Here is a 12,726-nt window from a genome sequence, read left to right as displayed (position 1 = left end):
ATAGTGACCGTCCGGTTCTGGCCGAACGCAGCCAATAGCAACTGCAGATTTCGACCAATCGCGCACGCTCAATCTCGCTTCTCAGACTCTCCTGATGCCACTGACAAGATCGCCCCATATGCGCCTTCCTCAGGGACATAGGAAACAAATCTGTCACTGGCATCCTTTTGCACCCAAAGGCGTCCACAGTTCTGGCATTCGTAGACATTCGACATGCGGTGAATGTAGATGCGGGCTATTCGGCCTTGCAGTTCGTCAGTAGCGCTGCTCCAGGGTGCGAACCCGCCAAATGCCTCAGCTATCGCAGCCTTGTCTCCGGATTCCGCAGCCTCTACCAGAGGTTTGAGTTCGCGGTGCACCTCATCCCAACATTCATTTTCTACCTCGTCGCGAAGCAGGCTCGCCTTATAGGGCAAGCTGTCGGTTTGATCGGTAATCACATGACCACACTTACAACCCAGTTTGCTCATTTGCGGTTCATCCCTAGTGTTCGATCACTTCGTTAAATGGCGGGCAACTCTTTGGCAAAATTTTCGACTTGGGCAGGGGTAATTCATTCAGCCCTTAGGCTTTCATCAGCCTGTAAAAGTCCTCCAGCGCCTCGCGAAATTCCGCCAGGGAAAAACTGATCGGGCGATTCTCGGCGTCCCATCGAGTGGTAATACCGACTTCCAGACCGTTGGATACGCTCAACCCAAAACGGCGCCAGTGCAGAGTCTCTCCGTCAATCACCTGTTCGGTCATCAGCACAAAGCAATCGAAGTCCATGTCATCGCCGCAGTGGGAACGCGCTTGAGTCCGCGCGAGTCGCCGAACAGGTTATCGCCAGGTTCAACGCTTGCTGAAGGGCACCCGCGTGGTGAGCGGCGAGTGCCAATAGCGGGCGTCAAACCTTGGCATTTTTTTGTTTACGTGTCGTAGCATAGCCGATGCGGGAAGTGTTCCAATTACGGAATTTCCGACAATGATAGATAGGTACCCAGCAATGCCAGATGCCACCGATGAAGCATTCTTTGATCGTGCAGACGCGCATATAAACCTGTCGAACGAGCAGCTTAGGGCGCTCGGAGACCTTGGAAAGGTTAGCGCGTCGATGATGTTTGGCACCACTCGATTCAATGCTTGGGTGAGCACTCGCAACTTCAAATCAGGCGAGGAAATGGCGCAGGCTCGCGAAGCGATGTTGAAGTATTTTTGTGAGCAGTACCGGATGATGCTTGAGGATAATCTCGACGACCATATCAACAACTTCAGCAAGTACATGACTGCGCAAGACGCCTGATTAATCTTGGTTACTCTCGGTGATTGACTGTTTTTTGGCAGTCGATCTCGATGGGCCACTATCGACCAGGCGCATGCTGGTACACCTCGACGGTTAGATTGGCTGCCGCTTCACAACCTGGCGCGGGGCAAGCCCGCTCACTACAAAAAAGGCGATGCCCGGCCATCCCCTAAAATCAGAAAACCCGCCAAGGCGGGTTTTCTGACAGCTCAAGTCACAGCCGACGGATGTTTCAAATCCCGCCCACCAACTTGCCCCCCTCCATCCTGCGCTTATAAGCACTGTCCCGACTCGCCAACCAGAAATACAACGGCGACGTCACCACCAACCCCACCACCCACGACAAATCCGCCCCGTTGATGTGCTCCGAAATCGGCCCCACGTACAGCGGCGTGCTCATGAACGGAATCTGCACCGCAATCCCAATCCCATACGCCAACAAGGCCTGCGGGTTGTAGCGCCCGTAGATCCCGCCGTCCACGCGGAAGATCGAGGCAATGTCGTACTTGCCCTTATGGATCGCGTAGAAGTCGATCAGGTTGATCGCGGTCCACGGCACCAGTACCACGAGCAGCACCAGCACCATGTCGACGAAGTGGCCGATGAAGTCTTTGGAGGCGAATACCGCTGCAATCGCGCAGGCGGCCAGCACGATAATCGAGATCACTGCGCGGCTTTTCGCGGTGGGAATCCAGCGATAGGCAAAGGTCTGCACCAGGGTGATGATCGACAGCACTGCGCCGTACAGGTTGAGGGCGTTGTGGCTGATCACGCTGAGCAAGAACAGCACCAGCATCAATGGGCCGATGGCGCCGGTGGCGAGTTTGACGGCGTCCATGGTGTCCATGCCCACCGGGGTGGCGAGCACGGCGACGGCGCCGAAGATGAAGGACAGGCTGGAACCCAATGCCGAGCCGAGGTAGGTGGTCCAGAACGTGGACGCGACGGGTACGTCTGCCGGCAGGTAGCGGGAGTAGTCGGAGACGTAGGGCGCAAATGCGATTTGCCACAGCGCCGCCAATGACACGGTCGCCAGCCAGCCGGAGATGTTGAAGCTGCCGCGTGTCAGGAAGTCCGTGGTCTGCACGTGGGTGAAGATGTAGCCAAACCCGAGCACGATCCCGGCGCCCAGTACCCAGGTGCCGATGCGGTTGAGCACGTGGATAAAGCGGTAGCCGATGATGCCGATGATCCCGGAGCCGATGGCGCCGATCACGATGCCCACGGGTACGGGCACTGCGTCGACCACGCCGTGCAGGGATTTGCCGGCCAGCACGATGTTGGAGGCGAAGAAGCCGATGTACATGACGCCGGCGATGACCACCACCAGCAGTGCGCCGAGGGAGCCGAACTGGGCGCGGCTCTGGATCATTTGCGGGATGCCCATTTGCGGGCCCTGGGCCGAGTGCAGCGCCATCAGCACGCCGCCGACCAGGTGGCCGACAAGGATGGCGACGATACCCCAGATGAGGTTGAGGTGGAACAATTGCACACCCAGCGCACCGGTAACGATCGGCAGCGGCGCGATGTTCCCGCCGAACCACAGGGTGAACAGGTCTCTTACCTTTCCATGGCGATCTTCCGGGGGCACGTATCCAATCGTGTGTTTTTCGATAAGCGGGGCGGAGGATGTTGCAGTGGTAACCAGGTCATGCCTTGCTGGGCCAGTTCGCGGAAGTCGATGGTCTTGCCGCCGTGTGCGCCGCTGACCGCGATGGTCACGTGTTCACGGCCCGGTTTCATGGCTGCCTGATCCCACTCGCCCAGCACCCCCAGCCACCAGCAGAAGTCGCGGTTGCGATAGGCGCGGGGCGGGCGGTCATGGGCGCCAACTGACAGGTAGACCTGGCGGCCCGAGCGTTGCAATTCATCGGCGATCTGCACACCGGACGAGCCGGCACCCACCACCAGCACGGCGCCCGTTGGCAATTGTGCAGGGTTGCGATAGTCAGCGGAATGGATCTGGTGCAGTGCCGTGTCTTTGGGTGCGATGGCTGGGATCACTGGCGTCTGGAACGGCCCGGTCGCCGCCACCACGCGGTTGGCTTCGATCACACCGTCGCTGGTGTGCACGGTGAAACCGGGGCGGCCGACATTGCGTACAACGGAGGTTACGTTCACGCCGGTGCGGATCGGCGCATTGAACGTGCGCGCATAAGCCTCAAAGTAATCCGCTACGCGTTCTTTCGGCGCGAAGCCATCCGGGGCGACATCATCGAATACCAGGCCTGGAAACCGGTCATGCCAGGCCGGTCCGTTCGCCACCAGCGAATCCCAACGCCCGGTGCGCCAGCGCTCGGCGATGCGGCTGCGCTCCAGCACCAGGTGGGGCACGCCTTGCTTGCTCAAATGCTCGCTCATGGCCACGCCCGCTTGACCGGCGCCCACCACCAGGGTGTCTGTTTTTATTATTGCTTCAGTCATGTCTCTGTCCTTGCGTGATGCAGTTGGATTCAGCGTTGGCATGACTTCAAGGTAGGGGGAGGGGGGTTATAAATAAAATATTATTAAGCTGGGAATTGAGCATAAATATCGGATGCAACGAGGCGGGCCCGGCTGTGACTAGAACTCCCCGGAATACTTCACCGCCGCTGCTGCCCGCGAAGGCACATCCAGTGCGCGCAGCAGTGACGACACATGGATGCGCACGGTAAACGGCGAGATATCCAGGGCCTTGGCGATTTCCTTGTTGGTCTTGCCCTGGGCGATCAGGCGCAGCACGTCATGCTGGCGGGCGGTGAGGGTGTGGGTGTCGAGGGGCAACAAGCCTGAGGGCGCGAACTTGACCAGCACTTCGCCCTCGCGGATGGCCAGCAGCGCCTGGCCGATTTCGTCGGGGGCGATGTTCTCGCCGATAAAACCGTCTGCGCCCAAGGCCATCACCTGATCGATCAGCGCCGGGTCGTCCACCATCGACACTACGATCAACGTGGTGCGTCGCAGTTGCTGGCGCAGTTCTGCCAGCTGGCTCAGGCAGGTCAGGCCCGGAAAGCGCAGGTCGAGGATCAGGGTGTCGATCTCGCCGTCTTCACGGAGCAGCGCGTGCACCCCGTCCAGGTCGCCGGCCTCCTGCACCACGGCCTCGGGCAGCAGGCGCTGCACGGTGCGCAGCATGCCTTCGCGAAACATCGGATGGTCGTCGGCAATGATGATGCGACCGGTCATGAGGGTGCTCCTTCCTGGGGCAGGGTTGTGCTCTGGCATGCTACCTTACCACTGCGCCCGGGGCCTGCCTGTGGAGCGTGAAGGAATTGATGATTGCCGCACAAGGACGTAACCCCATGAGTCTTGAGACCAACTCCGAGCTCGACCAGGCCAACCTGCGCATCGTGGTGGCCGGTATCGCGATTGTCTACATCAGCATCCTCGGCTTTTTGCCTGGGCATTCGTTGGACACGTACCTGCCGGTAATCGTGTATATCGTCCTGTTCCTGCTGGCCTCCATCGTATTTCGCCAGGTGATCGCCCGATGGCCCGGGCATTACCCGGCGCGGCGGATCTTCGGCATGATCCAGGACTACACCGGCACCTCGTTCGGCATGGTGGTCGGCGGCGAGGCGGCACTGCCGCTGTATGCGGTGATGGTGTGGGTCAACCTCGGCAACGGCATGCGCTATGGCTCGCGTTACCTGGCGATTGCCACGGGCCTGGCGTTGCTGGCGCTGTTGATCGTGTACCGCCTCACGCCGGTGTGGCAGGCGCAACCATTCATGGTGCTGATGCTGATGACCACCAGCACGGTGATCCCGGTGTACGCGCATATCCTGCTGGAGCGCACGCGCAAGGCGTCCGAGCAAGCCATCGCCGCCAATCTGGAAAAATCGCGTTTCCTCGCCCAGGCCAGCCATGACCTGCGCCAGCCCATCCACTCCATCGGCCTGTTCACCGCCTGCCTGCGCGAAGCCCGGCTGGGCGATGAAGAGCGCCGACTGGTGGACAACATCGACCGCTCGCTGCTTAACGTGTCGCAGTTGTTCCGCTCGATTCTCGACCTCTACACCCTCGACAACGGCCGCTTGCTGCCCAAGTACCAGGCGGTGCACCTGGGCGAGTTTCTCGCCGACCTGGTGCGCCAGAACGCCGAGGCCGCACGTTGGGCCGGCGTGGAGTTGCGCCTGCGGCCTTGTGCGCATTGGGTGCTGGTCGATCCGGCGCTGTTGGCGACCATGGTGCAGAACGTGCTCTCCAATTGCTTCAAATACGGCGCGCAACGGCCGGTGCTGATCGGCGTGCGCATTCGCGACGGCGGCTTGGCAGTGGAGATTCATGATCGGGGGCGGGGGATTGCCGAGGAGCATCTGTCAAAGGTCTTCGAAGAGTTTTATCGGGTGCGCCACCTGCGTGACAAAGACGTCGAAGGCGTAGGCCTGGGGCTGTCCATCGTCAAGCGCCTGGGGCAGTTGATGAGCGTGCAAGTGAGCCTGCGTTCACGGGTCGGCCGTGGCACCTCGGTAAGCCTCTACGGCCTGACCCTGGCCACCGCGCCGCATGCAGCGGCACCTCGCGACGACACACGTCAGACCGGCCTGCTGACCGGCTTGAAGGTGTGCCTGGTGGAAGATGACTACAACGTATTGCTCGCCACCCAGGCGCTGTTGGAGCGTTGGGGCTGTGAGGTACAGGCTGAAACCTCGGGGCGCGACTTGGTCAGCGACTGCGACATCATCGTTGCCGACTACGACCTGGGAAACCACGCCACCGGTATCGAATGCATCGATGCCCTGCGCGAACAACGCGGCTGGGCAGTCCCGGCGCTGATCCTCACCGGGCACGACGTGGAGAAAATCCAGGCCGCGTTGCACGACCGTCAGATCGCGATTCTCTCCAAGCCGGTGCGCCCCGCTGAACTGCGCGGTGTTCTGCGGGACTTGAGCCAGGAGGCCGTTACTGAGTGAAGCCCTGCAATGCATTGCCGCGCGCACCTTTGGGTTGGCAGTAGGCTGCAGGCTTTATCAGGCCAAAGCTTCCTACCGCATGCAGCGCCCCGCCGACGCCGGTTGAGAGCACGCAGTTATAGTCGCCGGACGCGGTGCTGGCGATGTAATAGGTGGTCATGGAGTCACTGCGCACGTTAGCAATACGCTTTACCGGCTCGCCCAGGTTGGTTTCCGACAGCGTCTTGAGATGGTCTTCGGTGGGCTTGATGTTGCTGCAGCCGGCCACGCCAATGATCAAGGCGCCCAACAAGGTGAGGCGGGTAACGGAGGATTGCAGTTTCATGGTGATTCTTCCTTGGGGTTGTTAGGGCTTTTCCGGCGCGCAACAGGCCCACCCGCGATAAATGCGCGGTGCCAGAGGAGCGTTGGAAGTGCCGAGGAATATAGCGCCGCAAGGGGGAGGGGTCGATTAGCACAAGTGTGCTAGTGGCGCGATGATTTCATGGAGGGAGAGTGAAATGCTGGAGATAAAACGGGCTGCCCCGGAGGATGCCCAGGTGGCGTTCGACATCCGCTTGCAGGCCATCCGTAGCCAGTGCATCGGCGCCTATACGCGCGAGCAAATGATGCTGTGGACGCGGGGAAAGGCCGAGGATGGCTACGACGTGCTGATGGATAAACTGTTTTACCTGGGGTGTATACAGGGGGAGCCGGTTGCCACCGGGATGCTCGACCTGGACAACAACGAAGTAGGTGCGCTGTTTGTACTGCCCGAATTCACCGGGCGTGGATATGGCAAGGCAATGCTCGATCACCTCGAAAACGTTGCGCAGGAACGGGCGATTGAAACCGTGGTGCTGGATGCGACGTTGAACGCAGCGACATTCTATCGAGCCTGCGGCTACGTGGGGGACGAGCAGGCGATTTACCACTCGCCCTCGGGGTTAGCGTTAGCGTGTATTCCGATGACAAAACGACTGAGTGCCTGACTGAACACGGTTCAAGAGGTGGGAGCTGGCTTGCCTGCGATGGCGGTGTGTCAGGCGCTTAAAGTGTTGGCAGTGCCGCCGCCTTCGCAGCCTCGCCGGGGCTCGACAGCTCCCACAGTTGATCTGCGTCGCTGCTGCAATTGCGCCCGCAGCTATAACCGAAATCCAGCCAACACAGCAGATCCCCTGTGGGAGCTGCCGAGCTTTAGCGAGGCTGCGAAAGCGGAGTGTCAGGCGACGAAAATGCTGGCAGTGCCGCCGCCTTCGCAGTCTCGCCGGGACTCGACAGCGCCAACGTTCATCACGCCGACCGAAAGGCCGTGCGCAACCGCGCAATCACTGGGTAGATTGATTCCCCCTGGACCTGCGGCGGCGTAGTGCTCTCGCCAAATTCGCGCCACACAAACAGCGTCAGCTCGGCCCCGTCGGTCAGCGCCTGCGCGGGAGGCTGCGGGCCAAAACCCTGCAGAATCCGATATCGCTCATCCCGCCAAAACGCGTCCTCCACCCAGTCGTACACCGGGATGAAATGAAAATGCAGCGGGAATCCCGGCATGTGCCCATATCGGCTGATGTACAGCCATTTCGGCTTGAGCTGCGCCTCCATCACCCGCTGGGTCTTCGCGAGCAATCCGCCCAACTCGGCCAGCGCTGCGTCCGGCATATCCGCCAGGGAGTGGATTGGCGCTTTGGCACCCAGCATCAGGTACCCCGGCAGTGCCGAAGCCACGTGGTGGTTGAGGCGCCAGTGTTCGGTTTGGTGGAGGACGAAGGCAGGGTCGATCTGCATAAGCGTATCCATGGGAGCTGGACCGGCAGAATACCTGTATCCCACAAATGCGGTCGATCTGTGTCTATCGCACGCGGCACCCGGTGGATAGCCTCAAACGACTCCAACCACCACCGAGCCCACCATGGATCTCACCGCCGTCCCCTTTGGCACCACCGATTGGTCCACCCTCGAACCCAGTATCCACGCTGGCGTCACCGGCAGCGCCTTATGGCGTACCTGTCACTTTGGTACCACCCGGGTGCGCATGGTCGAGTACACGCCCGGCTACCTGGCGGATCACTGGTGCTGGCGCGGGCATGTGCTGTTGTGCCTTGAAGGCGAGTTGCACACGGAGCTGGAAGATGGTCGCCAGTTCACCCTGACAGCTGGAATGAGTTACCAGGTGGGCAATGACATGGAAGGGCATCGCTCATCGACGGGCGTCGGGGCGAAGCTGTTTATCGTGGACTAAACCGTCATTCTCCGTAGGCGCGAGCAGGCCCGCGCCTACGGTCTTCCATCAATGCATCTTGCTGTGGTCCATATGGCCATGGTCCATGCCATCCAACCCACGCGCCTTGGCGTTGACGTCGACAACCTGCTTTTCGCCCTTGGCGTTTTTCACGGTGAGGGTCAGTGGCACCTGGTCGCCTTCCTTGATCTGGCCGGTCAGGCCCATCAGCATCACGTGGTAACCGTTGGGGTCGAGGGTCACGGCCTTGCCGGCGGGCAGCGCCACCGAATCCACCGGGCCCATGCGCATCACATCGTCCTTCATGCTCATCTCATGGATCTGCACGTCCTTGGCCACGGGCGAGGCCACGCTCAGCAGTTGGCTGTCGCTGTCGGCCGTGACGGTCATGAACGCACCGCTGGAAGGCTGGCCCGGCACGGTGGCGCGCACCCACGCGTCGGTCACTTGCACCTGGGCACTGGCGTGCGCTGCGAGGCCGAGCAGGGTCAGGCCGAACGTCAGGCGCTTGAGGTGTTGAACGGCAGTCATTAGCAGACCTCCATGACGGTGAGCAGGTCTTCTGCGCACTCTTTAGCGGTAAGGGATGCCTGCAGGCCCAGGCGCAGGTTGCCACGGGTGTCGAACACAAAGCTGGTGGCGGTGTGGGACAAGGTGTAGGTGTCGCCGGCGGGGATCTTTTCATAAAAGATGCCGAATTCCTTGGCGGCCACGGCAATTTCTTCCGGGGTGCCATACAGCGCTTCGAAGCTGGGGTCGAAGGCCTTGACGTACTTGTCGAGAATCTCGGGCGTGTCGCGTTCCGGGTCCAGGGTGATAAACACCACCTGCATGATTTCGCCGTCGCGGCCCATCAGCTTCTTGGCCTGGGCAGCACGCGCCAGGGTGGTCGGGCACACGGCCGGGCACTGGGTGAAACCAAAGAACACCACCGGCATCAGGCCACGGTACGAACTGAGGGTGACGGTTTCGCCGGCGGTGTTCTTGAGCTTGAAGGTGCGGCCCATGATCTTGTCGCTCAAGTCCTTGCCGTACTTGAAGTTCAGCTTGGGGCTGTAGTCACAGCCGCCCAGCAGGCTGCCCAGGCCCAGCAGGCCCATACCGGTCAGCACTTTGCGGCGGGTGAATAGCGTACTCATCAACGGTGCGTCCTGTGAAACGCCTGCATTGCTCTGGATCTACACATCAGGCTTTGAAAAGGAGTAAAGGAGGAGGGCGCCAAGTCTACCAACCCTGGCTGCGACACGTAATCTGCGACGTTCTGTCACAGGGGCGTGCCGTGCTTCATCCTTTTGCGGCTCTGGTGGTAGAGTCGCCGCCATGAAATTGAGCCACCCCGACCGTTCACTGATCGCCTGGGCCCTGTACTTTTGCGTGCTGATGAACCTGTTCGTCTGCGGTTTGGGTCATGGGCAGATGATGGGCCAGGCACTCAATGGCGTCGGCGGGACGTTCTGTTCGGTGGACGGCAGCCAGGCGCCAGTTTCCGACAAAGGGTTGGGCAGCCCGTCTTCCAGCAACATCTCGAACTACTTTGCCTGCCCAGTCTGCAACGCGTTGACGCCTGCGCTGGTGTTTCTGGTCGGGTTGGCCTGGCTGTTGGGCCTGGGCCGAACGCCACGTCCGGCCCATGAACGGCGCAACAAGGCGCCGCCGCGTTATTCCTGGCCCTCGGCCAACCCCCGCGCTTCACCTGCATGCTGACGTACGCCCCGGGGCCTCCTGAAACCAGGAGGCGTTCCATCGTCATGACTGTGAGTGCGTTTGATGAACCTCCTATTGCCCGCAGGCGCCAGCCGCCTGGTCAGCAAGGCGTCCCGTCGCCTGCACGCGGAACCTGTTCCGCCTGAATATCCCAGTAATTCGCGTAATTTCGTGCATCTGGATGCGCGCCTTTTGCCCTATTGGCACACCCTGTTCGATATCTGCCCGGCGCTGCTCAAGCTCGACCCGCCCGAAGGCCTCAACCTGTTTCGCAGCTTCATGACCTGGGCCTATCGCAACCGGCCGCCGCTGGATTGGACCTACCACGTGAATGTCTGCCGCTGGCTGCTGGGCTCGGTGTATGGCGCGCAGATCGATGATGAGCCCATCGAGGCATTCATGGCGGCGGCGGCCGCGGGCTGGGTCAATACGGACGAAAGCCAGGCCCAGGGTGTGGTCCTGGCCTGGCAGTCGTCGCGGGTTGTCGATTGGAAACACGCTCAGCGTACCGGGACCGAACTCCCGGCGCTGCCACCGCCACCCTGGGATTTCGCATGGTGCCCGTTGACGGTATCGCGTGGCTTCAGCGGATGGTTGCCGGTGCCTTGAGCGGCTGCCGAGTGCCTCTGGTCGAGCTTTTTCCGCTTCACCCCAACCACCAACCACCGGGTCACGGATGAGCCGTCAACTGCCTGAGCGAGGTTTTTCCTTGCTGTCTTTATGGCTATCGGCGGGCTTAGCCGGTTTGCTCGGCGGTTTGTCGGTGTCTTTGGTTTTCTTGTCGCTGTCGGAGGGGCTGCTGGGGTAGGTCCCAGGCGGCAGCGCGGAACCGGCGGCGCTGTCGCCAGTCAAGGCGTTAGCGGCAGGCTCGGGGTTATCGCCAAAAGCGGCGAGGGCGGGGCCCGCGAGCAAGGCTGAGAGGCCGACGATATGCAAAATCCGTTGGTACGATCTGGTCTTCATGACGCAATCCCCTACCGTGTGGGTACATCCAGAAACAGCCCCGAAGCCTGGATCACGTCCAGGCTTCGGTCATGCTTCGATCAAGCCGCCATTGGCTTGGTCGACTGCGCCTTTTTATGCGCGGCTTTCATGGCTTCCATTTCAGCGCCCAACTCTTCCAGCAGCGCCTTACCCAGCAGTTTTTTAGCCTGCGGGAACATCTCGGTTTCCTCTTCTTCGATATGGTGCTCCAGTAACTCCTTGACCACTTTAACGCGGCCGGAGAACTCGGTTGTCGAAGGCTCAGTCTGCTTCAAGTCCGGCAGCACCAGCGAGTCGACGGTGCGATGCTCTTCCTTGGCTTCGTGGTACATGATGTCCTGCTCCTTGCCGCCGGCCTTTCTGAATGCCGGGTATAGAATCTCTTCTTCCAGCTTAGTGTGCAGGCTGATTTCTGCTTCCAGCTTGGCCAGTAGCTCAGTACGCTTTTTAACCCCGCGTTCGGTTGACTCACTCAATTGAGTCAACAGGGCCTTCACGCGTTCGTGGTCGGCTTTGAGCAGGTCAATGGCATTCATGGGTGACACCTCACGGGAAAATCAGGGCGTGTCGAAATGCACGCCTCGTCCTGAGGAAACATTGCATCAGGTGTACCAACCTGAGATTTTTCTGAATGTTCAGATAAATCATGCGGTTAGCTGCTACAGAACAGGCCGGGTGTCGTGCAGCTTGCATGGTTGCCTGCGTGGAGGGTTGCATTCCACCCTGAATGACGGGCGTATTAGCTGTTGCAGGTATTTTTAATGAACCCTCAGCGCCGATACTTGACCTAATGCACAAGACCTCAGGAGGTGACTCATGCAATTAGAATATATCTGGATCGGTTTGGCGGTGATTTTGCTGCTCGCGGAGCTGTGGGCGATTAACGTTGTGTTGCGTAGCACAAGTGGCTGGGAGACTAAGGGGTTGTGGCTGATAATCCTGATCTTCGTGCCGCTGTTTGGGTTGATTGCATGGGCAGTGCTCGGGCCGAAACGTGAGATGCCCGAGCAGCATCGAGGCTAAATCAGAGGTAAAAAAAACAGGCGCCCATTGGGCGCCTGTTTGCGTTCAAAGCCAGCTGTTTAGCCTGCGACAGCCTTGGCAATCGTGTCGTTGAACGCCGGCAAGTCGTCCGGCGTGCGTGAGGTAATGAGCGTCCAGCCATTGGCTGTGCACGTTTTGGTCTCGGCATCGACCCAATCCGCGGCGCCGGCATTGACCAAGTCGGTGCGCACGCTCTTATACGAGGTCAGGGTCTTGCCCTCGACCACGCCCGCATCGATCAACGCCCACGGTCCATGGCAGATCGCTGCCACGGTTTTACCCGCCGTGACGAATTCGTTGATCAACTTCAAGGCTGCTGCATCCTGGCGCAAGGTGTCGGCATTGACGGTGCCACCGGGGATCACCAGGGCATCGAAATCCGCACCGGACAGTGCCGACAGCTTGGCGTCTGACTCTACGGTGCGGTCCTTTTCGGTGTCGCCGACAAACGTCTGGGTGGTGCCGCCCTCACTGGATCCATGGGTCACCGTAGCGCCAAAACCGCGTAGCGCTTCCAGGGGCTTAAGCAGTTCGTCGCGCTCGATACCCGTGTTGGACGTGATGATGAGGATGTTCTTGCCGTTGAGTTGCGAACTCATGTT

General features: G+C 60.3%; 18 protein-coding genes and 1 pseudogene. 7 read left to right on the top strand and 12 right to left on the bottom strand.

Annotated elements, in window-relative coordinates; all coding sequences use genetic code 11:
- Positions 1 to 68: 68 nt before the first annotated feature.
- Both HU722_RS17150 and HU722_RS17145 read right to left on the bottom strand, forming a co-directional pair.
- Positions 69 to 470 (bottom strand): DUF8617 domain-containing protein, encoded by a 402-nt coding sequence (locus HU722_RS17150; protein WP_065890820.1) that lies wholly within the window; start codon positions 468 to 470, stop codon positions 69 to 71.
- Between the two features lie 94 nt (positions 471 to 564).
- Positions 565 to 768, bottom strand: a complete 204-nt coding sequence (locus HU722_RS17145) for a hypothetical protein (protein WP_175403059.1) — start codon at positions 766 to 768, stop codon at positions 565 to 567.
- Between the two features lie 217 nt (positions 769 to 985).
- Between HU722_RS17145 and HU722_RS17140 the strand changes: the two genes are divergently transcribed.
- Positions 986 to 1,282: a DUF3144 domain-containing protein gene (locus tag HU722_RS17140; protein ID WP_065872237.1), complete on the top strand. Its 297-nt coding sequence runs from the start codon at positions 986 to 988 to the stop codon at positions 1,280 to 1,282.
- Between the two features lie 232 nt (positions 1,283 to 1,514).
- Here HU722_RS17140 and HU722_RS17135 read toward each other — a convergent pair whose 3' ends face one another.
- The 3 genes and pseudogenes from HU722_RS17135 to HU722_RS17125 all read right to left on the bottom strand — a co-directional run bounded on the left by HU722_RS17135 (position 1,515) and on the right by HU722_RS17125 (position 4,447).
- A complete protein-coding gene (locus HU722_RS17135) occupies positions 1,515 to 2,930 on the bottom strand; it encodes a purine-cytosine permease family protein (RefSeq protein ID WP_065890821.1) in 1,416 nt (471 codons plus the stop codon).
- A pseudogene (locus HU722_RS17130) lies at positions 2,918 to 3,748 on the bottom strand (flavin-containing monooxygenase); the annotation flags it as partial. The pseudogene HU722_RS17130 and the gene HU722_RS17135, both read right to left, overlap by 13 nt.
- Positions 3,749 to 3,844: 96 nt before the next feature.
- The gene (locus HU722_RS17125) at positions 3,845 to 4,447 is read right to left on the bottom strand and encodes a LuxR C-terminal-related transcriptional regulator (protein WP_065882022.1); all 603 of its coding nucleotides are present in this window, start codon (positions 4,445 to 4,447) and stop codon (positions 3,845 to 3,847) included.
- Between the two features lie 116 nt (positions 4,448 to 4,563).
- On the opposite strand from HU722_RS17125, the gene HU722_RS17120 reads away from it, so the two are divergent.
- Entirely contained in the window at positions 4,564 to 6,177 is a 1,614-nt protein-coding gene (locus tag HU722_RS17120) for an ATP-binding response regulator (RefSeq protein WP_065882023.1), read from the top strand.
- Here the strand turns inward: HU722_RS17120 and HU722_RS17115 are convergent.
- Complete coding sequence (locus tag HU722_RS17115) at positions 6,167 to 6,502, bottom strand: hypothetical protein (RefSeq protein WP_049712816.1); 336 nt, start codon at positions 6,500 to 6,502, stop codon at positions 6,167 to 6,169. The two genes, HU722_RS17120 and HU722_RS17115, sit on opposite strands and share 11 nt — an antisense overlap.
- A 175-nt stretch (positions 6,503 to 6,677) precedes the next feature.
- Here HU722_RS17115 and HU722_RS17110 point away from each other — a divergent pair, with 175 nt between their 5' ends.
- Positions 6,678 to 7,148 (top strand): GNAT family N-acetyltransferase, encoded by a 471-nt coding sequence (locus tag HU722_RS17110; protein ID WP_065882024.1) that lies wholly within the window; start codon positions 6,678 to 6,680, stop codon positions 7,146 to 7,148.
- 301 nt (positions 7,149 to 7,449) lie between these two features.
- Here HU722_RS17110 and HU722_RS17105 read toward each other — a convergent pair whose 3' ends face one another.
- Positions 7,450 to 7,938, bottom strand: a complete 489-nt coding sequence (locus tag HU722_RS17105; RefSeq protein ID WP_065882025.1) for an HIT family protein — start codon at positions 7,936 to 7,938, stop codon at positions 7,450 to 7,452.
- Between the two features lie 124 nt (positions 7,939 to 8,062).
- Between HU722_RS17105 and HU722_RS17100 the strand changes: the two genes are divergently transcribed.
- Positions 8,063 to 8,392 (top strand): DHCW motif cupin fold protein, encoded by a 330-nt coding sequence (locus HU722_RS17100; protein ID WP_065872198.1) that lies wholly within the window; start codon positions 8,063 to 8,065, stop codon positions 8,390 to 8,392.
- 48 nt (positions 8,393 to 8,440) lie between these two features.
- Here the strand turns inward: HU722_RS17100 and HU722_RS17095 are convergent, their stop codons facing one another.
- On the bottom strand, positions 8,441 to 8,923 hold the full coding sequence (locus tag HU722_RS17095) for a copper chaperone PCu(A)C (protein ID WP_065872199.1): 483 nt from the start codon (positions 8,921 to 8,923) through the stop codon (positions 8,441 to 8,443).
- Positions 8,923 to 9,531 (bottom strand): SCO family protein, encoded by a 609-nt coding sequence (locus HU722_RS17090; protein WP_049712821.1) that lies wholly within the window; start codon positions 9,529 to 9,531, stop codon positions 8,923 to 8,925. The genes HU722_RS17095 and HU722_RS17090 overlap by 1 nt, the downstream gene beginning before the upstream one ends.
- A gap of 181 nt (positions 9,532 to 9,712) precedes the next feature.
- Between HU722_RS17090 and HU722_RS17085 the strand changes: the two genes are divergently transcribed.
- Both HU722_RS17085 and HU722_RS17080 read left to right on the top strand, forming a co-directional pair.
- Positions 9,713 to 10,096 (top strand): DUF2946 domain-containing protein, encoded by a 384-nt coding sequence (locus tag HU722_RS17085; protein WP_065872200.1) that lies wholly within the window; start codon positions 9,713 to 9,715, stop codon positions 10,094 to 10,096.
- Positions 10,097 to 10,159: 63 nt separating this feature from the next.
- Positions 10,160 to 10,705, top strand: a complete 546-nt coding sequence (locus HU722_RS17080; RefSeq protein ID WP_065872201.1) for a putative natural product biosynthesis protein — start codon at positions 10,160 to 10,162, stop codon at positions 10,703 to 10,705.
- A 75-nt stretch (positions 10,706 to 10,780) separates the two neighbouring features.
- Here HU722_RS17080 and HU722_RS17075 read toward each other — a convergent pair whose 3' ends face one another.
- Complete coding sequence (locus tag HU722_RS17075) at positions 10,781 to 11,059, bottom strand: hypothetical protein (RefSeq protein ID WP_065872202.1); 279 nt, start codon at positions 11,057 to 11,059, stop codon at positions 10,781 to 10,783.
- A gap of 80 nt (positions 11,060 to 11,139) precedes the next feature.
- A complete protein-coding gene (locus HU722_RS17070; protein WP_049712902.1) occupies positions 11,140 to 11,616 on the bottom strand; it encodes a PA2171 family ribosome-binding persister protein in 477 nt (158 codons plus the stop codon).
- A 280-nt stretch (positions 11,617 to 11,896) separates the two neighbouring features.
- On the opposite strand from HU722_RS17070, the gene HU722_RS17065 reads away from it, so the two are divergent.
- On the top strand, positions 11,897 to 12,103 hold the full coding sequence (locus tag HU722_RS17065; protein ID WP_065872203.1) for a PLDc N-terminal domain-containing protein: 207 nt from the start codon (positions 11,897 to 11,899) through the stop codon (positions 12,101 to 12,103).
- A gap of 59 nt (positions 12,104 to 12,162) precedes the next feature.
- Here HU722_RS17065 and HU722_RS17060 read toward each other — a convergent pair whose 3' ends face one another.
- Positions 12,163 to 12,723, bottom strand: coding sequence for a type 1 glutamine amidotransferase domain-containing protein (locus HU722_RS17060; RefSeq protein ID WP_065872204.1), 561 nt, complete (start codon positions 12,721 to 12,723; stop codon positions 12,163 to 12,165).
- Positions 12,724 to 12,726 lie beyond the last annotated feature (3 nt).

This window comes from Pseudomonas tritici (genome assembly GCF_014268275.3).
Classification (GTDB): domain Bacteria; phylum Pseudomonadota; class Gammaproteobacteria; order Pseudomonadales; family Pseudomonadaceae; genus Aquipseudomonas; species Aquipseudomonas tritici.
The sequence above is the reverse complement of the archived record's forward strand: the minus strand, read 5'-3'. Positions and strand labels throughout refer to the sequence as shown.